This is a genomic window from Pseudomonas fluorescens, from assembly GCF_000730425.1.
Lineage (GTDB): Bacteria > Pseudomonadota > Gammaproteobacteria > Pseudomonadales > Pseudomonadaceae > Aquipseudomonas > Aquipseudomonas fluorescens_X.
The window spans coordinates 1,932,474-1,953,395 of the sequence record NZ_CP008896.1 but is presented as its reverse complement, the minus strand read 5'-3'; the positions used below and the strand labels follow the sequence as shown (position 1 = coordinate 1,953,395).

Below are 20,922 nucleotides of genomic sequence, written 5' to 3'. Positions count from 1 at the left end.
CGTTATTCGAAACAGGGCAGATAACTGTCGGCGCTGTCATACACCATGGTCAGGACGACGGTGTCGGTGGGCAGTTCCGGGGCGAGCCTGGCGATGGCCACCATATTGGCGGCTGAGGACAGCCCCAGGCTGATGGCATCGGTACGCATGATGCGCTTCATCATTTCCAGGCATTCAAGGCGCGAAACCTTGAGCATGCCGTCCAGCACTTTCAGGTTGAGAATGCTCGGGATCAGGCCGATGGACAGGCCCTGGATATGGTGCGGCGCATGGCGGTCGCTGAGCAGGTCGCATTCCTCGGGTTCCACACCCATCACGCGGATTTGCGGCCAGGTGGCCTTGAGGGTTTCACCGATACCGGTGATATGGCCCCCTGTGCCGATGCCACTGACGAAATAGTCGACCTGGCGTTCGCCAAAGGCTCGGATGATTTCCGGGGCGGTGGTGTCGCGATGGGTCTGAGGGTTGGCGCCATTGCGTTGTTGGTTGAGCATGACGAAGCTGGGATTTTCCAACTGCAGTTCCATGCACTTCTCGCCATGGGAATTGTTGCCCAGGCGGCTGTCCGAGAGCACCACCTTGGCCCCATACAGTCGCAGCAGCTTTTGCTTTTCGGGGCTGTAGTTGTCGGGAATCACCAGCACTACTTTGTAGCCCAGCACGTTGCCGGCCATGACCAGGCCGATGCCCGTATTGCCGCCACTGGGCTCGATGATGGTTTGCCCCGAATCGCGAATCAGGATACCGCGACGCTCGGCGTCGAGGATCATGCCCAGCGCGATCCGCGCCTTATGGCTGCCGCCCGGGTTCAGGGATTCAAGCTTGGCGAAGACCTCGATGCCCAGGTCTTCGGAGAATTGTTCCAGGCGCACGATGGGCGTGTGGCCAATGGCGTCGAGTATAGAGTTATGCAACATCAGATAAGTACCCCCAAGGCCTGTGATCAGTACAAAGGCATGTCGGGTTCGACGTCGTGCACCCAGCGTTTCATGCCGCCTACCAGCACCCGGGTGTTGGCAAAGCCTGCGGCCAGCAAGGTGCTGGCGGCTTGCTCGGCGCGGATGCCGGCGTAGCAGATCAGGTAATGGGTGTTGTCGCGGCTGAGGGTATCGAGATGATCGTCGAGCTGAGCCAGGGGGATATGCACCACGCCGGGCAGTTGGCATACCTCCAGCTCGCTGGCATCGCGTACATCCAGCAGGATATCGGTGCTGCTGCGCTGCTCCAGCAGTCGCTTGAGCACCTGGGGCTTTATGTAGTGTTCTTCGGCCAGGCCTGGGGTGCTGCGGACAGTATCGGCGCACACGAATGCTGCGGGTTGGTGCGCTTCACGCAATTCGGAGCAGCACGGGCAGTCAGCACGGCGCTTGAAGCGGATCTCACTGAATTTCATGGCCAGGGCATCAAAGCGCATCAACCGGCCGGACAGGGATTCGCCCAGGCCGATCAACAGCTTGATTGCCTCGGTGGCCTGGATCATCCCGACCACGCCGGGCAGTACGCCGATGACTCCGCCGGCGCTGCAATTGGGTGCCAGTTCCGCAGGTGGCGCGTAGGGGTAAAGGCAGCGGTAGCAAGGCCCACCTTGATAATTGAACACGCTGATCTGGCCGTCGAAACGGTAGATTGCGCCGTACACCAGCGGCTTGCCCAACTGTACGCAGGCATCGTTGACCCGATAGCGGGTCTCGAAGTTGTCAGTGCCATCGATCACCAGGTCGTAGGCGCCGACCAGTTCCAGGGCATTATCGGCGTTCAGCGCGGTGTCGTAGGTGTTGATCCGGATATGGGCGTTGAGGTCCTGCAGTCGGCGCCTGGCGGATTCGACCTTGGGCAGGCCCAGGGTGCTGTTGCCGTGCACGACCTGGCGTTGCAGGTTGCTGCTTTCCACCACATCGAAGTCCACCAGCCCCAGGGTGCCGATGCCCGCAGCGGCCAGGTACAGGCTGATGGGCGAGCCCAGGCCACCGGTACCGATGATCAGCACCTTGGCTTTCTTCAGGTTCCGTTGCCCTTCGCGACCAACACCGGGCAGGGTGATGTGGCGTACATACCGTTGTACTTCTTCGTTGCTCAAGGACTCGATGTCCATGCCGCCGGAGGTGGCCAGCAGCACTTCGATTTTTGCCTTTTCGGGGAGTGGATCGTCGGGGCCGACCAGCTCTTCTCCTGCGGTGAACAGGAAGTGTTCCTTGAGCTGGCCGTTGTTTTCGTGGAACAGGTGCGCCCGCAGTTGGGGGTAGCGGGTGCAGGTATCTTCAATGACTTCGCGCAATGTCGATCCGGCCCCCTCAAGGGTCGATTCTGGCAACTTGGCCACGCGGACCAGGATGTCGGGGAAAGAGACAGCGTTCATGTACAACTCCGTTTGCAGGTCGTTGAAGGGGTTGGGGGCGAAGTGCGTGCCATCCCAGGCAAACAGCTTCGACCCAAGGGCCTTGCCCTGGCGGACATCCACTACCAGGTAGCTGACGGGGTAGATCGGCTCGCCCATGTAGAGGGCCTTGTCCTGATCCTCGTCGCTGAAGTAGGCACCGACATCCGGGTGGGAGTGGTAGATCACCACTACCGGGTTATCCGTGCCAAAGGCCTTGTTCATCAGCAGCGTGTCGGTCACCGAGAAGGTGTAGCCGTTGGCCGCGCTGCGGGGGTAGGCCTCGGGGTTCTTGCGATGCAACTCGTTCTGGATATTGCTGCCCAGGTACACGCTGGCGTCTGCGAAGACGAAGCCGCAGCACTCTTCGGGGTAGGTGCTGCTGGCGTGGGCGTAGATCTGTTCCAGGGTGGTTTGGCGGAGGACGTCCATGTTTCTCTCGCGTGGTTGGGAAAGGGTCAATTGGCTTTCGCCAGCAGTTTTTCGATCGGCAGCTTGGTGATGGCAAAGCCGGCCAGCAGGATCGCCGAATACAGCATCAAGTCCCGGGACAGTTCCAGGCCCTCGTACCAGGCGCCGATGATCACGGCGAACACCGGGAAGATAATGAAGACGAACGACAGGATGATCGGGCTCAGGCGCTTGAGCAGCATGAAATACACGATAAAACCACCGACCGAGGCGACCAGGCCCAGGTAGAACAGGGCGCTCCAGGAACGCAGGGTAATGGCGCCGAAGGTCGGCGATTCAAACCAGAGGCCGGCGACGAACAGCATCAACCCGGCAATTCCGATGGGCAGGGTGTTGTAGGTGATCACGCTGATGGCGCTGCCTTTTTGCTTGGTAATGACATAGCACAAGGCATGCATGATCGCGGCGGTCAGAATGGCCAGTACGCCGAAGAACTCGGCATGGTCAAGGTGCAGCCCCTGGCTGCGGATAATCATGTACAGGCTGCCGAAACCGATGCCGATCCCGACGACCTGGGAAAAGTAGATGCGCTCGCGCAGGAACAGCGCGGAGAAGATCAGGATAAATACGGGCATGCAACTGAACAGCAGGGCGGTGAGCCCGGACGAGACGTGCATCTCGCCGTAGTTGAGCAGGTAGTAGGGCACGCTGAAATAGCAAAGGGTCACGAACACAAAGAACCAACGGCTTTCCCGGGGGAACAGGATTGGCTCGCGACGCAGGAAGGCAAAACACAGGAACAGTGGGAAGGCGATCAAAAAGCGCAGGCCCGCTGACGTCAGTGGCGGCACGCTTTCCACTGCGATCTTGATCCCCAGCCAGGTAGTGCCCCAGCTCAGGCAGACAATCAGGAACATCACACTGGTGATCAGGCCAGCCAACCATTGTTTGGGGGATTTGGTTTTTTCGGTATTTTCGAGAATGGCGGACATTGGCATCGTTTATTGCTTCCCTGAGCCGGAATTGAACTCTATATTGGACTTGTAATTAGAGGTTTAACCCGGTGATTGAACCCGTAAAAGCACACTATTAGGGCGAAAGATGGCTGTCAAAACAAATATTGACATGGTGTCAATTATGCGGGAGGGCCTGTCCAATGGGCAGGGCGTGAAGTACAAGCGCCTGTCCGACGTCATGGAGCGGGGCATTCTCGAAGGCTTGATCGAGCCGGGGCGCAAGCTGCCACCTCACCGGGTACTTTCCGACAATCTGGGGGTGACCATTGGCACCATCAGTCGTGCCTACGGTGAACTGGAACGCCTGGGATTGGTAGTGGCGCGGGTAGGGGACGGTACATTCGTGCGCAAGCGTGGGATGGAGCGTCAGCGCGACGAAGGCTTTCGCAACTTCAGCGAGGAGCCGCGCCAATATTTCGATATGAGCCGCAATATGCATATCCCCGGTCAGGAAACGGCCTTCCTGGCCCAGAGCTTCCAAACCCTGTCGACCAACGCCAAGTTTCTCCAGGACATCAGTGCCTATACTCCGGATGCCGGCTTGCCCCGCTACCGCGCGGCGGGCGCGCAATGGCTGGTTCAACGCGACTTTCATCCGATTCCCGAGCAGGTCATCTGTGTCAATGGCGGCCAGCATGGGTTGCTGTGCGCGTTGATGGCGTTGGTGCGTGCGGGCGACACGGTGGTCACCGAGCAGTTGACCTATCCAGGGCTGATCACCGCCGCACGGATGCTCGGCATCCGTCTGATCGGCCTGGAGATGGATGAGGAAGGCGTGGTGCCGACGGCCTTGGAGGAGGTCTGTCGTAATCACCGGGTGTCGGCCTTGTATTGCACGCCAACCATCCAGAATCCGACGACTGCCGTGTTGTCGGTGGCCCGCCGCGAGGCGCTGGTGAAGGTGTGCCGCGAGCACAACCTACTGATTCTGGAAGACGAGGCTCACGGGGTGCTGGTGGAAGATCGTCCGCCGCCCCTGAGCCATTTTGCCCCGGAGCGCACGATTCTGATCAGCAGCCTGAGCAAGGCCGTGTCGGCGGGCTTGCGGGTGGGGTATGTGCATGCGCCACCGGCGCTGGTCAGCCGTATTTCTGCGGCCCTGCGCTCAACTTGCTGGATGGCCACGCCGGTGACCCTGGAACTGGCCACGCAGTGGATTGAAAACGGCACGGCAGAGTACCTGTTGCATCAGCAGATCAATGAAATCAGCCGGCGCAAGGCGTTGGTCGCAGACCTGCTGGCCGGCCTGCAATACCGTACGCACCCCAACAGCCCGCACTTCTGGATTGAAGTCCCGGAGCCTTGGCGGGCGTCGGAAATCGAGGCTGAGCTCAAGCAAAACAATTACCTGATCGCCACGGCAGAAGCCTTTGCCGTAGGGCAGACGGCGGTGCCGCAGTTTATCCGGGCGAGCATCTGCAATACATCTGGGGATGACCTGTTATTGCGGGCGGGGTTTGATGCGCTGGCCACGGCGCTGGGGCAGGGTGGGGGGAGGTTTCAGTTGTAAGCAGGCTTACTGCGTTATCGTTCTTCGCAGGCAAGCCAGCGCCCACACTTGGACTGCATTCCCCTGTGGGCGCTGGCTTGCCTGCGATAGCGTCAGTCCAGGCAACAGAGATTACTTGAAGCGCCGCTCCACCCCCTTTTCCACCAGGATCTTCGCCGAAATCTCTTCCACCGAAAAATGCGTGGAATTGATATGCGCAATGTTTTCCCGGCGGAATAGATTTTCCACTTCCCGCACCTCGAACTCGCACTGGGCATAGCTCGAATAGCGGCTGTTGGGCTTGCGCTCGTTGCGGATGGCCGTCAGCCGATCCGGGTCGATGGTCAGGCCAAACAGCTTGTGCTGATGGGGGCGCAGTACCGCCGGCAGTTGCAGGCGCTCCATGTCGTCCTCGGTCAGCGGGTAGTTGGCCGCGCGGATGCCGAACTGCATGGCCATGTACAGACAGGTCGGGGTCTTGCCGCAGCGCGATACGCCGACCAGGATCAGGTCGGCCTTGTCGTAGTAGTGGGTACGGGCACCGTCGTCGTTGTCCAGGGCGAAGTTCACCGCCTCGATGCGCTCCATATAGTTGGAGTTATGGCCAATGGAATGGGACTTGCCCACGGAGTACGAGGAATGTTCGCTCAGCTCTTGTTCCAGGGGGGCAAGGAAGGTCGAGAAGATGTCGATCATGAAACCATTGGAGGTCGCGAGGATCTCACGGATGTCTTGATTGACGATGGTGTCGAAAATGATCGGGCGCATCCCGTCTTTTTCGGCGGCCAGATTGATTTGTTGTACCATGGCCCGCGCTTTATCCACGTTATCGATGTAAGGCCGGGTGAATTTGGCGAAGGTAATGCTTTCGAACTGCGCCAGCAGGCTCTGACCCAGGGTTTCGGCGGTAATGCCGGTGCCATCGGAGATAAAGAAAGCAGATCGTTTCATTTGAGCCTTGGGCCTTAAGCTGATGACGAATCTTGGATATGATAGGCGCGATTTTGCCGTCCCACAGTGGGCCGCATTCTCACTTATTTTCCAGGTCCAGGCCACAAACGCCGGTAATTGCTCCTACTGAGCCACCGGCGCCCTGAGCTTTTCCAACACAGTTAGTGGAGAGATCACCTTGGTAGAGTACGTAGTTTCCCTCGATAAGCTCGGCGTCCATGATGTAGAGCATGTGGGGGGCAAGAACGCATCCCTCGGCGAGATGATCAGTAATCTTGCGGGCGCAGGTGTCTCGGTGCCCGGTGGTTTCGCCACCACGGCCCAGGCATACCGCGATTTCCTCGAGCTGAGCGGTCTCAACGATCAGATCCACGCTGCCCTGGACGTGCTGGACGTCGATGATGTCAACGCCCTGGCCAAGACCGGCGCACAGATCCGTCAATGGATCATGGAAGCCGAGTTCCCCGAGAAGCTCAACGCAGAAATCCGCACGGCCTTCGCCACCCTGTCGGCCGGCAACCCGGACATGGCGGTCGCCGTGCGCTCCTCGGCAACGGCCGAAGACCTGCCCGACGCCTCCTTCGCCGGCCAGCAGGAAACCTTCCTGAACATCCGTGGCGTGGAGAATGTCATCCGTGCAGCCAAGGAAGTATTCGCCTCGCTATTCAACGACCGCGCCATTTCCTACCGTGTGCACCAGGGTTTTGACCACAAACTGGTGGCCCTGTCTGCCGGTGTACAGCGCATGGTGCGTTCGGAAACTGGCACTGCGGGTGTGATGTTCACCCTGGATACTGAATCGGGCTTTCGTGACGTGGTGTTTATCACCGGCGCCTACGGCCTGGGTGAAACCGTCGTACAAGGCGCGGTCAACCCCGACGAGTTCTACGTACACAAGCACACCCTTGAAGCCGGTCGTCCGGCAATCCTGCGCCGTAACCTGGGCAGCAAGGCCATCAAGATGATCTACGGCGATGAGGCCAAGGCTGGTCGCTCGGTGAAAACCGTTGATGTAGACAAGGCTGAACGTGCGCGTTTCTGCCTCAGCGATGCTGAAGTCAGCGAATTGGCCAAGCAGGCGATGATCATCGAGAAGCACTACAAGTGCCCGATGGACATCGAGTGGGCCAAGGACGGCGACGACGGCAAGCTGTATATCGTCCAGGCCCGCCCGGAAACCGTGAAAAGCCGCACCTCGGCCAATGTCATGGAACGCTACCTGTTGAAAGAAACCGGCACTGTGTTGGTGGAAGGCCGTGCCATTGGCCAGCGCATCGGCGCCGGCAAGGTGCGGATCATCAAGGACGTGTCCGAAATGGATAAGGTCCAGCCGGGTGACGTGCTGGTCTCCGACATGACCGACCCGGACTGGGAACCGGTGATGAAACGCGCCAGCGCCATCGTCACCAACCGTGGCGGGCGTACCTGCCACGCGGCGATCATCGCCCGTGAGCTGGGGATCCCGGCAGTCGTGGGTTGCGGCAACGCCACCCAACTGCTCAAGGACGGTCAGGGCGTCACCGTATCCTGTGCCGAAGGCGATACCGGCTTCATCTTTGAAGGTGAACTGGGCTTCGACATCAAGCAAAACTCCATCGACGCCATGCCGGACCTGCCGTTCAAGATCATGATGAACGTCGGCAACCCTGACCGCGCCTTCGACTTCGCGCAGTTGCCGAATGCCGGTGTGGGCCTGGCCCGCCTGGAGTTCATCATCAATCGCATGATTGGCGTACACCCCAAGGCCCTGCTGAACTACGACGGCCTGCCGGTGGAAATCAAGGACAGTGTCGACAAGCGCATCGCCGGCTACAACGACCCGGTGGGCTTCTACGTTGAGAAGCTGGTGGAAGGCATCAGCACCCTGGCGGCGGCGTTCTGGCCGAAGAAAGTCATCGTGCGCCTGTCGGACTTCAAGTCCAACGAATACGCGAACCTGATCGGCGGCAAGCTCTACGAGCCAGAAGAAGAAAACCCGATGCTGGGCTTTCGTGGTGCCTCGCGTTACATCAGCGAAGCGTTCCGTGATTGCTTCGAGCTTGAGTGCCGCGCCCTCAAGCGTGTGCGCAACGAGATGGGCCTGACCAACGTCGAAATCATGGTGCCATTTGTGCGCACCCTGGGCGAAGCGAGCCAGGTGGTTGACCTGCTGGCCGAAAACGGTCTGACCCGTGGCGAGAACGGCCTGCGTGTGATCATGATGTGCGAGCTGCCATCCAACGCCATCCTGGCCGAGGAGTTCCTGGAGTTCTTCGATGGTTTCTCCATCGGTTCCAACGACCTGACCCAGTTGACCCTGGGCCTGGATCGCGACTCCGGGATCATCGCTCACCTGTTTGATGAGCGTAACCCAGCGGTCAAGAAGCTGTTGGCCAACGCCATCCAGGCCTGTAACAAGGCCGGCAAGTACATCGGGATCTGCGGCCAAGGCCCTTCCGACCACCCGGACCTGGCCAAATGGCTGATGGAACAGGGCATCGAAAGCGTCTCGCTGAACCCCGACTCCGTGCTGGAAACCTGGTTCTTCCTGGCTGAAGGCCAAGCCTCGGCGTAATTGCCATCTGCCGGTCAGCCTCTATGGCTGGCCGGCATTTCTCATTCTGTACAGGGCGGGACTCCCTCCGGGCGCCGCCCTTTTTTGTGCAAGAACATTATGCAAAGCAGCAGCAACCTGTTTCCCGTCGCCTTGATCAGCGCTGAGCGCCGTGGCGACCTGAGTGAAGATGTCTATCGCCTCAAGCCTGGCAACAGCCCCGACGGCACCGTAGAACTGGCGGTGACGCGCCTGGGGCTGGCCGATGTCGCGCAGAGCCGTGGCATACCGGTGGTACTGGTGCATGGCAGCTTTTCCAATCGCCGTTTCTGGTATTCGCCCAAAGGGATTGGCCTGGGGGCGTATCTGGCGCGCCAGGGTTTTGATGTGTGGATCCCGGAAATGCGTGGCCACGGGCTTTCCCGACGCAACCAGGATTACGCCAGGAATCGTGTCGCCGACTATGCTCGTTACGATTTGCCAGCCATTGCCGCCTTTGTGCGTGAGCAAAGTGCGCAGGTTCCGCACTGGATTGGTCACTCGTTGGGCGGCACGACCCTGGCGGCTGCGCTGGGAGGCCAATATCTGGGTGCGCCGGCGGTGGCGTCGGTCGCTCTGTTTGGCTGCCAGGTCAGCCGTACCTACTGGCCGTTGAAAATTCCGCCGGTGGAGTGGGGGGGGCGACTGATCTTGAGGCGCTTTGCTCAACTTTCCGGTTCGCGGCTCAAGCGTGGTCCGGAAGACGAACCCATTGGCCTTGCCCTGGAAAGCATGCGCTGGCACGGTTTGTTCGGGCGTTTTGGCGATGCCGAGCGCGACTGGTGGAAAGGCCTGGCTGAGGTCGATGTACCGCTGCTGGCAGTGAGTGCCGCTGGTGATCGTCAAGATCCGGACTGGGCCTGCCGCAAGCTGTTTGACCAAGTGGGCAGCGAGCATCGTCAATACCTGTGCCTGGGGCGCAAGCAAGGGTTCAGCGATGATTTCGGGCATGTCGAGATGCTGGTCAGTAAAGCCGCCCAGGCCGAAGTATGGCCACTGGTGCAGCGTTGGTTGAAAGATCCACTGACACCTTTGGCTGCAGTGCCGGCACGGGTGTCCGCGACTGGCTGAGAAAAGGCTCTAAAGAGGGCGTTTCGCTTGGGATGGCTTGCAGATAAGATATGACGCACCGGGCTGTTCTGGTCATATTCAGTCGCGAAGTGGCTATTGCGTTACAGTCTAGTGGGTTTGATCATTGTCGCCCTTGCAGCGGCAGGTCATTAAAGAATGCCTGTTGCGATGCGTTTTCCTGATGTAGCTGTGGATGTTCGGCACCTTTCTTTCACCGACAGGAGTTTTTCGATGAACCATTACGTTACCCCCGACCTGTGTGACGCCTACCCGGACCTGGTGCAGGTGCTGGAGCCGATGTTCGCCAACTTTGGCGGCCGGGACTCCTTCGGTGGCCAGATCGTGACCGTCAAGTGCTTCGAAGACAACTCTCGGGTCAAGGAACAGGCCGAGTTGGAGGGGACTGGCAAAGTACTGGTGGTCGACGGTGGTGGTTCGCTGCGTTGCGCCTTGCTGGGCGACATGATCGCAGATCGCGCCGCGAAAAATGGCTGGGAAGGGTTGGTGATCTACGGTTGTGTGCGTGATGTGGATGTCCTCGCCCAGACCGATCTTGGCGTGCAGGCGCTGGCCAGCCATCCGAAGAAGAGCCATCGTCAGGGTGTGGGCGATTTGGGCGGGGCCGTGACCTTTGCCGGGGTAACGTTCCGTCCCGGTGAGTATGTCTACGCCGACAATAACGGCGTGATTGTTTCACCCAGCCCGTTGAAAATGCCTGAATAACTGCAGTAGCCGACAGGGGTGAGGATGTTCGAGGAAGAAAACGCGCAATGGGGGCTGGTGCATGCCCTGGTGCTGGACGGTAAAGGCGGTGCGCGTTCGATTGCCCGGACTGAGCTTGACGACCTGCAGTTGCAGCCCCAGGAAAGCCTGTGGCTGCATTGGGACCGCAGCCATCCCCAGACCCAGACCTGGTTGCGCAAATCCAGTGGCCTGAGCGAGTTCGCCTGTGACTTGCTGCTGGAGGAGAACACCCGCCCACGGTTGTTGCCGTTGCCGGACGACGAGTTGCTGCTGTTTTTGCGCGGGATCAACCTCAATCCAGGGGCAGAGCCGGAAGACATGGTGTCGGTGCGTATCTTTGCCTCGGCTGACCGTGTTATCTCCCTGCGTCTGCGGCCCTTGCGCGCCACCGACGAGTTGCTGGTGCAGTTGGCTGATGGGAAAGGCCCCAGAACCGCTTCCGAGCTGATCCTGTACATGGCGCAGTACCTGACCAATAAAGTGCAGGATCTGGTCAGCGACCTCTCTGAAATCGTCGATAGCGAAGAAGAAAAACTGGATGCCGACGAACGGTATACCCCGGAACATGGCAGTGTCCTGCAGATCCGTCGGCGTGCTGCCGCGCTCAAACGATTCCTGGCACCGCAGCGCGACATTTTTGCGCAGCTGACACGCATAAAACTGCCATGGTTCGTCGATGACGATGCCGACTACTGGAATGAATTGAATAACAGCCTGACCCGTTACCTGGAAGAGCTGGAATTGAGCCGGGAGCGCGTGGGGCTGGTGCTGGAGGCCGAGGATCGGCGTTTGAGCGTGCGGATGAACCGCACGATGTACCGCTTCGGAATCATCACCGGGATCTTTTTGCCGATGAGTTTTCTGACAGGGTTACTGGGGATCAACGTGGGTGGAATTCCCTTCTCCGAGAGCCCTTATGGCTTCGCGATAGCCTGTCTGTTAATGGTCTCGGTGGCCCTTGGGCAGTGGTGGCTGTTTCGACGTTTACGCTGGGTTTGACCTGAACGTGACCTGAACGGCGGGAGAGGTCATGTGACCCGACGAATTTTGCCCTCGTCTTTAAAATCACTTGCGAGAGGTCCCTATGCACGATCCGTTTGAACAGTCTCTACGTGACATGCTTAACGCTTCGCCGTCCAACCGTGACGACGATGCTTGCCTGGGCCGCGTACTGAAAACGGCCAACCGCCAGGTAGGCGCGGGCGACCTGTTTGGTCTGCTCGGCCGCTGGGTGCCGGCACTGATGATGGCGCTGAACAATGGTTCTGCCCATGTGTCACCTGTTTCTCGTCGTAAACCTATTGCTCGTACTGCTGATAAGGCTGATTGAATATGGAACTTGATCTCTGGACGCAGAGTCTGGTCACTGCAATGACTGCGTTGTGGACCAAGGTGGCGAACTTCATTCCCAACCTGTTTGGTGCGCTGGTGCTGGTGTTGCTGGGTTTTGTCGTGGCGAAGCTGCTTGACACCCTGCTCTCCAAATTGCTCGCCAAACTGGGCCTCGATCGCTTGATGGCTGGCACTGGTTTGACCAAGCTGCTGGGGCGTGTGGGGCTGCAGGTACCGATCTCGACGTTGATCGGCAAGATCGTTTACTGGTTTGTTTTGCTGATTTTTCTGGTTTCTGCTGCGCAATCCCTTGGACTTGAGCGAGTTTCAGCTACGCTCGACATGCTGGCGCTGTATTTGCCGAAAGTATTCGGTGGCGCGCTGGTGTTGCTGGTAGGGGTTTTGCTAGCGCAGTTGGCCAATGGTCTGGTGCGCGGCGCTGCTGAAGGTGTGGGCCTGGACTATGCCGCAGGCCTGGGGCGAATTGCCCAGGGCTTGGTGATCATCATCAGTATTTCGGTGGCGATCAGCCAGTTGGAGGTCAAGACTGACCTGCTCAACCATGTGATTGTGATCGTTTTGATTACCGTTGGTCTGGCCGTTGCGCTGGCCATGGGTTTGGGGAGCCGGGGAATTGCCGGTCAGATTCTTGCGGGAATCTATGTGCGTGAGTTGTATCAGGTAGGGCAGCACGTGCGTGTTGGCGAGGTCGAAGGGCAGATTGAAGAGATCGGCACGGTGAAAACTACAGTGCTGACCGATGATGGCGAACTAGTGTCGCTGTCCAATCGGGTTCTGCTGGAACAGCAGGTCAATAGCCGCTAACCCGGTAATCCTGCTAATGTACGCCGCCGCAATCCTGGCTTGCCAGGGTGTGGTGGACATTGACCTGACTGTCGGCACGACTTGTTTTGAATAAAGCCCAAACGCTGTCCACGCGCTATGACCCCCGTGAGCTCTCTGATGAGGAGTTGGTCGCGCGCTCGCACACGGAGCTGTTTCACGTAACACGCGCGTACGAAGAATTGATGCGCAGGTATCAACGCACTCTGTTCAACGTTTGTTCAAGATATTTAGGGAACGATCGCGATGCGGATGATGTCTGTCAGGAAGTGATGCTCAAGGTGCTGTATGGCCTGAAGAACTTCGAGGGGAAATCGAAGTTCAAAACCTGGCTCTACAGCATCACGTACAACGAGTGCATCACGCAGTATCGTAAGGAACGGCGAAAGCGTCGCTTGATGGACGCGTTGAGCCTGGACCCCCTTGAGGAAGCGTCTGAAGAAAAGACGCCGGCACCCGAGGAGAAGGGCGGGCTTGATCGCTGGTTGGTGCATGTGAATCCAATTGACCGGGAAATTCTGGTGCTACGATTTGTCGCAGAACTGGAATTTCAGGAAATTGCTGACATTATGCATATGGGTTTGAGTGCTACAAAAATGCGTTACAAACGCGCTCTTGATAAATTGCGTGAGAAATTTGCGGACAGTACTGAAACTTAGTTCGGTGCAAATATCTCTTACGTGTAGGCAAGTTCTGTTAGACTTGTCGCCGAGTTGTCCCCCGGTATGTGGGACTGCTTTACAATCACCAGATGGGGATTTAACGGATGAAACTGAAAAACACCTTGGGCTTGGCCATTGGTTCTCTTATTGCCGCTACTTCTTTCGGCGTTCTGGCACAAGGCCAAGGCGCAGTTGAAGGCGAGCTGTTCTACAAGAAGCAGTACAACGATAGCGTCAAGCACATCGAAGACGGCTTCAATCCTGGCGCTCGCATCGGTTATTTCCTGACCGACGACCTGTCCTTGAACTTGTCCTACGACAAGACCAACCACACCCGTTCGACTGACGGTACCGGCAACCAGAAGATCAAAGGTGATACCGGCAGCCTCGTTGCTCAGTACCACTTCGGTCAGGCTGGCGTCGACTCCCTGCGTCCATACGTAGAAGGTGGTTTCGGTCACCAGAGCCGTGGCAGCGTTCGTGCTGACGGCCACACTGGTCGCGATCAGACTACCCTGGCTATCGTAGGTACTGGTGTTAAGTACTACTTCACCAACAACCTGTACGCTCGTGCCGGTGTTGAAGCTGACTACGGTCTGGACAACGGCAAGTGGGACTACTCCGCACTGGTCGGCCTGGGCGTAAACTTCGGCGGTAACGCTGGCGCAGCAGCTCCAGCTCCTACCCCAGCACCAGCTCCAGAGCCAGTTCCAGAGCCAGAAGCTCCGGTTGCTCAGGTTGTTCGTGTTGAGCTGGACGTGAAGTTCGACTTCGACAAGGCCGTTGTTAAGCCTAACAGCTACGGCGACGTGAAAAACCTGGCCGACTTCATGGCTCAGTACCCAGCTACCAACGTAGAAGTTGCTGGTCACACTGACTCCGTCGGTCCAGACGCCTACAACCAGAAGCTGTCCCAGCGTCGTGCTGACGCTGTTAAGCAAGTCCTGGTTAAAGATGGCGTAGCTCCTAACCGTATCACTTCGGTTGGTTACGGCGAATCCCGCCCAGTTGCTGACAACGCAACTGAAGCAGGTCGTGCTGTTAACCGTCGCGTAGAAGCATCGGTTGAAGCTCAAGCTCAGTAATAACTGAGTGGTAGAAAAAAGCCCGGCTTAGGCCGGGCTTTTTTTCGCCTGCCATTTGCCTCAGGCGCTGGCCAGCAAGGCTGCTTCCACCTCCGTGGCCGCCACCGTGCCGATTACCAGGATGGCTGGGCTCTTCAAGGCGAAGGCCTTGGCATCATCCTGCATGCACGCCAGGGAGCTGCGACATTCACGTTGCACAGGCAATGAAGCGTTCTCGATCATTGCCACCGGCATATCAGCGGCCATCCCGCCCTCCAGCAATTGCCGGGCAATCTCTGAAAGCTTCGCCACGCCCATGTAAATCACCAGTGTCGTACCCCCTTCGGCCAATGCCCGCCAATTAAGGCTGCTGTCGTCCTGGGTATGGGCTGTGACCAGTGTTACGCCACGACTGATCCCGCGCAGTGTCAGCGGTATATCGCAATTTGTCGCCCCTGCCAGCCCCGCTGTGATGCCATTGACCAACTCCACGCTGACGCCTCGATCCCTGAGCCATGCGGCCTCTTCACCGCCCCGCCCAAAAATGCACGGGTCGCCGCCCTTGAGCCGCACCACGCATTTACCCTGGCGTGCATAACGCAGCATCAGGCGATGAATAAAATCCTGAGGCGTGGAGCGACAACCACCACGTTTGCCCACAGTAATCACCCGCGTACCGGGGCAATGCTCAAGCACCGCCGGGTTGACCAAGTCATCAATCAACACCACATCGGCCTCGCGCAGGGCCCGTACCGCCTTGAGGGTCAACAACTCCGGATCACCTGGGCCTGCGCCCACCAGCCAGACTTTTGCGCTCATATTCATTGCCCTCACACACTGATAGCGATCGGCTGCGGGGTGCTCGCCAATAGCCGTTTGATTTCGGGGACGCAGGAACCACACTGCGTACCGCAGCCCAGTTCCTGTTTCAGCCCATCCAGGTCCAGGCCGCGGTTGATGCCTGCACATAGGGCGTTTTCACTGACGTTCTTGCAGTTGCAGAGAATTCTGTTGCGGGTGGCTCCACCACCGGGCGGCGCGCTGAGCGGCGCCAGCAGCCAGCGCCGCAGTTGCTCGTCGGCCCGACCTTCCAGCCACAGGCTTTGCAGCCAGTGACGGGCGAGGGTCTCGCCGGCCAGGCGGATCGCAGTAATGCGGCCTTTTTCGATTTTCACCCGTTTACCGATGGAGCGCCGCGGGTCGTCATAGGCCATGACCGGGCCGTCATTGAGCCCCAACAGGTGGTCGATGCTCTTGAGCAACTGCAGGTCCGGCGCCTCGGTATGGGCGGCACGCACCAGAAGCGCTGGTCGTTCGCGACCGGTCAAACTCAGGCTGACGTAGGCAAAGTGCTCGCAAAGCGGACGCAAGGCTTCGAAGTGTTGCTGTACATCACCTTCGATCAGTGCAAACAACTGCCAAGGCAATTGCACCGCTTCCAGGCGCACACCGCTGTGCTTGAGCTCGGGTTGTTTCGACAAGGGATCGAATGCCGGCTGAGTCAGCGTGTTGACGCCGCCCTTGAGGAAACGATCACCCCAATGCATTGGCAGGAACGCCTGGCCGGGTCGTACGCTGTCATCGCCGGTGACAGCCACAATCACACTGCCACGGCGGCTTTTCAGGCTGACCAGATCGCCATCCTTGAAGCGGTGCCGGCGCAGTTCATCCGGGTGCAGGCTGAGCAGGGCTTCGCTGACGTGTCCAAACAGTTGTGCTGCCGTACCGGTGCGGCTCATGCCGTGCCATTGATCGCGCAGGCGGCCGGTGATCAGGGTCAGTGGGTAGCGCGCATCGCGTTGTTCTTTGGCGGCGCGATAAGGGTCGGCGATAAAGTGTGCACGGCCACTGGCGGTCGGGAAGATGCCGTCGGTGTACAAGCGTGGCGTGCCGGCCCGGGCCTCGGCGGGAAACGGCCATTGTTGCGGCCCGATCCGGTCGAGCAGGGCATGGCTGATACCTGACAGGTCCAGGTCCTGGCCGCGGGTCAGTTGCTTGAACTCATCAAAAACCTGCGCCGGTTGGTCAAAGGCAAACAGGCTCGGCTGGCCGGGTCGCAAACGTTGCTCCAGGCGTTGCGCGAAATCCACGGTAATCGCCCAGTCTGCCCGTGCCTCGCCCGGTGGGGCAATGGCTTGGCGCACGTGGGAAATGCGCCGCTCGGAATTGGTCACGGTGCCTTCTTTCTCGCCCCAACTGGCGGCCGGCAACAACAGATCGGCGAAGGCAGCGGTTTCGGTGGTGCGGAACGCTTCCTGCAACACCACGAACGGGCACGCAGCCAGGGCCTGACGCACGCTGTTCTGGTCCGGCAAGGATTGCGCAGGGTTGGTACAGGCGATCCACAGAGCCTTGATTTTGCCCGCCTGTACCTGCTCGAACAGTTCGATGGCGGTCAGCCCCGTGCTGGATGGCAATTGTTCAACCCCCCAGTAAGCAGCCACTTGTGCGCGGTGCTCGGGGTTGCTGGCGTCGCGATGGCCCGGTAGCAGGTTCGACAGGCTGCCGGTTTCCCGGCCGCCCATGGCGTTGGGCTGGCCGGTCAGGGAAAAAGGCCCACAGCCAGGGCGCCCGATAGTACCGGTGGCCAGATGCAGATTGATCAGGGCACTGTTCTTTGCGCTACCTGCGGTGGACTGGTTAAGCCCCATGCACCACAACGACAGGAAGCTCGATGAGGTGCCGACCCACTGCGCACACTGGCGCAGTTGCTCGACGCTGATCCCGCACAGCTGTGTGACCATCTGCGGCGTGTAGTCGTGGACCAGCCGTTTCAGCTCGACCAAACCTTCGGTGTGAGCCTGGATAAAGTCGCGGTCGATCCAGTCTTCCCACAGTAATAGATGCAAAATCCCATGGAACAAGGCGACATCAGTACCGGGCAGGATCGCCAGATGCATATCTGCCAAGTCACAGGTGTCGGTGCGCCGAGGGTCGATGACCACCACTTTCATATCGGGTCGGCGCACCTTGGCTTCTTCCAGCCGGCGAAACAGTACCGGGTGGGCGTAGGCCATATTGCTGCCGACGATCATCACGCAATCGCTGGCCTCCAGGTCTTCATAGCTACATGGCGGCGCGTCGGCACCCAGGCTGCGCTTGTAGCCGACCACCGCCGAGGACATGCACAGCCGGGAGTTGCTGTCGATATTGTTAGTGCCCACCAGGGCTCGCGCGAGTTTGTTGAAGCTGTAGTAGTCCTCGGTCAGCAGTTGCCCGGAGATATAGAACGCGACGCTGTCAGGACCGTGCTCAGCGATGGTATCGGCGAACACATGGGCGGCGTGGTCAAGGGCGCTGTCCCAATCGGTGCGGCCACGGGCCAGGCCTTTGCCCAGGCGCAGTTCGGGGTACAACGCCCGGGAGGCGAGGTCGCCAGTCAGGTGCAGGCTGGAACCCTTGCTGCACAACTTGCCGAAGTTGGCCGGGTGCGATGGATCGCCACGGACGCCGAGGATCTGCGCGCCATCATGCTCGATCAGCACGCCGCAGCCGACCCCGCAGTAGCAGCAGGTCGATGCGGTGACCTGGCGGTTCATCAACCGGCGTCCCGCAGGGCCAGCATCACTCGGCCGTTTTCCACCCGGGCGTGATGATGGTGGGCGCACCCGATATCCGGGGCCTGGGCTTCGCCGGAGGCCAGGTCGATCTGCCAGTTGTGCAGCGGGCACGCCACGCGTTTGCCATAGATCAACCCCTGGGACAACGGCCCGCCCTTGTGCGGGCAACGGTCGTCGAGGGCGAACACTTCGTTGTCACTGGTACGAAAAATCGCGATTTCGCCTTTCGGGCCACTGATGATGCGCGAGCCCAGGGCGTTGATTTCTTCGAGGGCGCAGATATCGAGCCAATTCATAGCACTGCCTCCAGCTGTTTGACGGCGATGGTGTCGAATTCCTTCTTCAGCAACGGCTGCTCAAGGCGTTCTTTCCACGGGTCCTGTTCAAACGACAGGGAGAATTGCAGGCGCTCGTTCAACGCCCGGCGTCGCTGCGGGTCTTCCAGCACGGCCTTCTTGATATGCTCCATGCCGACCCGTTGCAGGTAGTGCACGGTGCGCTCCAGATAGAAGGCTTCTTCGCGATACAACTGCAGGAAGGCACCGTTGTATTCGCGCACCTCTTCGGCGGTCTTGAGCTTGACGAAAAACTCCGCGACTTCGGTCTTGATCCCGCCATTGCCGCCGATGTACATCTCCCAGCCAGAGTCGACGCCAATAATGCCTACATCCTTGATCCCGGCTTCCGAGCAGTTGCGCGGGCACCCGGAGACCGCCAGCTTGACCTTGTGGGGCGACCACATATTGAACAGGTCATGCTCCAGCTCGATGCCCAGTTGCGTGGAATTTTGCGTGCCGAAGCGACAGAACTCGCTGCCGACGCAGGTCTTCACCGTGCGAATGGATTTGCCGTAGGCGTGCCCGGATGGCATGTCGAGGTCCTTCCACACGCCGGGCAGGTCCTGTTTCTTGATGCCCAGCAAGTCGATACGCTGGCCGCCGGTGACCTTGACCATCGGCACCTTGTATTTGTCGGCTACATCGGCAATCCGCCGCAGTTCGGAAGGATTGGTCACACCGCCCCACATCCGTGGGACTACCGAGTAGGTGCCGTCTTTCTGAATATTGGCGTGGGCCCGTTCGTTGATCAGGCGCGATTGCGGATCATCCTTGGCTTCCCCCGGCCAGGTGGAGATCAGGTAGTAGTTCAGCGCCGGGCGGCAGGTGGCGCAGCCGTTGGGGGTGCGCCAGTTCAGGTAGCTCATGGTGCCGGCAATGGTCAGCAGGTGCTGGTCGCGGATGGCCTGGCGGATTTGCCCGTGGTTGAGGTCGCTGCAGCCACAGATGGCTTTTTCGCTTTTCGGCTTGACGTCGGCGGCACCGCCCACGGTATTGATCAGAATCTGCTCCACCAAACCGGCGCAGGAGCCGCAGGAACTGGCGGCCTTGGTGTGTTTCTTCACCTCATCGACGCTGAACAGGCCCTGTTCCTGAATCGCCTTGACGATGGTGCCCTTGCACACACCGTTGCAGCCGCAGACTTCGGCGTTGTCGGCCATGCTCATGGCTTTGTCCTGGCCTTGGTGGCCGACATCGCCAAGGGCGTTTTCGCCAAACATCAGGTGATCACGGATCTCACCAATGGCATGGTTCTCACGGATCTGCCGGAAGTACCAACCACCGTCGGCGGTATCGCCGTACAGGCAGGCGCCGACCAATATGTCGTCCTTGATCACCAGCTTCTTGTAGACGCCACCGATGGGGTCGGAAAGGGTGATGGTTTCGGTACCTTCGCCGCCCATGAAGTCGCCTGCAGAAAACAGGTCGATACCGGTGACTTTGAGCTTGGTCGAGGTCACCGAGCCTTTGTAGGTGGCGAAGCCCAACTGGGCCAGGTGGTTGGCACAGACCTTGGCCTGCTCGAACAACGGCGCCACCAGGCCGTAGGCGATCCCGCGATGGCTGGCACATTCGCCGATGGCATAGATGCGTGGGTCGTAGGTCTGCATTGTGTCGTTGACCAGAATCCCACGGTTGCAGGGGATGCCGGACTTTTCCGCCAGCTCGGTGCTGGGGCGGATACCGGCGGCCATCACCACCAGGTCGGCTGGAATCACCTCGCCATTTTTGAACTGCACCGAGCCCACGCGGCCATTGCCGGCGTCATGCAGGGCCTGGGTCTGTTCGCTCAGGCGAAACACCAGGCCACGGCTTTCCAGTTCGGTTTGCAGCAACTGGCCGCTGGTCTTGTCCAGTTGGCGCTCCAGCAGCCATTCGCCGATGTGCACCACAGTCACGTGCATGCCGCGCAGCATCAGGCCATTGGCCGCTTCCAGGCCCAGCAGGCCGCCACCGATGACCACTGCGTGCTTGTGGGTCCTGGCGGTGTCGATCATGGCCTGGGTGTCGGCAATGTCGCGATAGCCAATCACACCCTGCAAGGTGTTGCCGGGGATCGGCAGGATAAACGGGGTCGAACCGGTGGCGATCAGCAGGCGATCGTACTCGGCCTCGGTGCCGTCTTCAGCGATGACTTTGCGTTTGACCCTGTCGATCTGCACCACCTTGCGGTTGAGCAGCAGTTTGATGTTGTTTTGCAGGTACCAATCCAGGTCGTTGAGTACGATCTCTTCGAACGTCTGCTCACCGGCCAGCACCGGTGACAGCAGGATGCGGTTGTAGTTGGTGTGGGGCTCGGCGCCAAAGACGGTGATGTCGTACAGCTCGGTGCTCAGTTTCAGCAGTTCTTCAAGGGTGCGAACCCCAGCCATGCCGTTGCCGATCATCACCAGTTTGAGTTTTTTCATGTCGTTCTCCGCAGTGGCTCGACAAATCACGCGCAAACAAAAAAGGCGCCCCGCTAGTTACCTAGCGAGGACGCCTTTGTCCTGGTC

At 59.4% G+C, this 20,922-nt stretch carries 17 protein-coding genes; 9 read left to right on the top strand and 8 right to left on the bottom strand.

What is annotated here, in order from left to right; all coding sequences use genetic code 11:
• Window positions 1-2 precede the first annotated feature (2 nt).
• The 3 genes from HZ99_RS08375 to HZ99_RS08365 are packed head-to-tail and all read right to left on the bottom strand — an operon-like array spanning window position 3 to window position 3,726.
• On the bottom strand, window positions 3-917 hold the full coding sequence (locus tag HZ99_RS08375) for a PLP-dependent cysteine synthase family protein (protein ID WP_038442326.1): 915 nt from the start codon (window positions 915-917) through the stop codon (window positions 3-5).
• A 26-nt stretch (window positions 918-943) separates the two neighbouring features.
• Window positions 944-2,806, bottom strand: a complete 1,863-nt coding sequence (gene moeB, locus HZ99_RS08370) for a molybdopterin-synthase adenylyltransferase MoeB (RefSeq protein WP_038442324.1) — start codon at window positions 2,804-2,806, stop codon at window positions 944-946.
• Between the two features lie 26 nt (window positions 2,807-2,832).
• Window positions 2,833-3,726, bottom strand: a complete 894-nt coding sequence (locus HZ99_RS08365; protein WP_162473196.1) for a DMT family transporter — start codon at window positions 3,724-3,726, stop codon at window positions 2,833-2,835.
• Window positions 3,727-3,886: 160 nt separating this feature from the next.
• On the opposite strand from HZ99_RS08365, the gene HZ99_RS08360 reads away from it, so the two are divergent.
• Window positions 3,887-5,311: a PLP-dependent aminotransferase family protein gene (locus tag HZ99_RS08360; RefSeq protein ID WP_038442322.1), complete on the top strand. Its 1,425-nt coding sequence runs from the start codon at window positions 3,887-3,889 to the stop codon at window positions 5,309-5,311.
• A 111-nt stretch (window positions 5,312-5,422) separates the two neighbouring features.
• Here HZ99_RS08360 and HZ99_RS08355 read toward each other — a convergent pair whose 3' ends face one another.
• Entirely contained in the window at window positions 5,423-6,241 is an 819-nt protein-coding gene (locus tag HZ99_RS08355; protein ID WP_038442320.1) for a pyruvate, water dikinase regulatory protein, read from the bottom strand.
• A 178-nt stretch (window positions 6,242-6,419) separates the two neighbouring features.
• On the opposite strand from HZ99_RS08355, the gene ppsA reads away from it, so the two are divergent.
• The 8 genes from ppsA to HZ99_RS08315 all read left to right on the top strand — a co-directional run bounded on the left by ppsA (window position 6,420) and on the right by HZ99_RS08315 (window position 14,550).
• Window positions 6,420-8,795 (top strand): phosphoenolpyruvate synthase, encoded by a 2,376-nt coding sequence (ppsA, locus tag HZ99_RS08350; protein ID WP_038442318.1) that lies wholly within the window; start codon window positions 6,420-6,422, stop codon window positions 8,793-8,795.
• Between the two features lie 99 nt (window positions 8,796-8,894).
• Entirely contained in the window at window positions 8,895-9,884 is a 990-nt protein-coding gene (locus HZ99_RS08345; RefSeq protein ID WP_038442317.1) for an alpha/beta fold hydrolase, read from the top strand.
• A 231-nt stretch (window positions 9,885-10,115) separates the two neighbouring features.
• Window positions 10,116-10,607: a ribonuclease E activity regulator RraA gene (rraA, locus tag HZ99_RS08340; RefSeq protein WP_038442316.1), complete on the top strand. Its 492-nt coding sequence runs from the start codon at window positions 10,116-10,118 to the stop codon at window positions 10,605-10,607.
• A 24-nt stretch (window positions 10,608-10,631) separates the two neighbouring features.
• Entirely contained in the window at window positions 10,632-11,627 is a 996-nt protein-coding gene (locus tag HZ99_RS08335) for a zinc transporter ZntB (RefSeq protein ID WP_038442314.1), read from the top strand.
• A gap of 85 nt (window positions 11,628-11,712) precedes the next feature.
• Window positions 11,713-11,958 (top strand): hypothetical protein, encoded by a 246-nt coding sequence (locus tag HZ99_RS08330; protein WP_038442312.1) that lies wholly within the window; start codon window positions 11,713-11,715, stop codon window positions 11,956-11,958.
• A gap of 2 nt (window positions 11,959-11,960) precedes the next feature.
• Complete coding sequence (locus tag HZ99_RS08325) at window positions 11,961-12,785, top strand: mechanosensitive ion channel family protein (RefSeq protein WP_032863385.1); 825 nt, start codon at window positions 11,961-11,963, stop codon at window positions 12,783-12,785.
• Window positions 12,786-12,871: 86 nt separating this feature from the next.
• Window positions 12,872-13,462, top strand: coding sequence for an RNA polymerase sigma factor SigX (sigX, locus tag HZ99_RS08320; protein WP_038442311.1), 591 nt, complete (start codon window positions 12,872-12,874; stop codon window positions 13,460-13,462).
• 107 nt (window positions 13,463-13,569) lie between these two features.
• On the top strand, window positions 13,570-14,550 hold the full coding sequence (locus tag HZ99_RS08315; RefSeq protein ID WP_038442310.1) for an OmpA family protein: 981 nt from the start codon (window positions 13,570-13,572) through the stop codon (window positions 14,548-14,550).
• Between the two features lie 60 nt (window positions 14,551-14,610).
• On the opposite strand, the gene cobA is transcribed toward HZ99_RS08315, so the two are convergent.
• From cobA to nirB, 4 genes are read right to left on the bottom strand one after another with little or no spacing between them, the layout of a single operon-like run.
• Window positions 14,611-15,348 carry a uroporphyrinogen-III C-methyltransferase gene (cobA, locus tag HZ99_RS08310; RefSeq protein ID WP_038442309.1) on the bottom strand — a complete coding sequence of 246 codons (738 nt, stop codon included), beginning with the start codon at window positions 15,346-15,348 and terminating at the stop codon, window positions 14,611-14,613.
• Between the two features lie 11 nt (window positions 15,349-15,359).
• Entirely contained in the window at window positions 15,360-18,068 is a 2,709-nt protein-coding gene (locus tag HZ99_RS08305; RefSeq protein WP_038442308.1) for a nitrate reductase, read from the bottom strand.
• Window positions 18,068-18,385: a nitrite reductase small subunit NirD gene (gene nirD, locus HZ99_RS08300; RefSeq protein WP_038442306.1), complete on the bottom strand. Its 318-nt coding sequence runs from the start codon at window positions 18,383-18,385 to the stop codon at window positions 18,068-18,070. The genes HZ99_RS08305 and nirD overlap by 1 nt, the downstream gene beginning before the upstream one ends.
• A complete protein-coding gene (gene nirB, locus HZ99_RS08295) occupies window positions 18,382-20,835 on the bottom strand; it encodes a nitrite reductase large subunit NirB (RefSeq protein WP_038442304.1) in 2,454 nt (817 codons plus the stop codon). Before nirB ends, nirD begins: the two co-directional genes overlap by 4 nt.
• Window positions 20,836-20,922 lie beyond the last annotated feature (87 nt).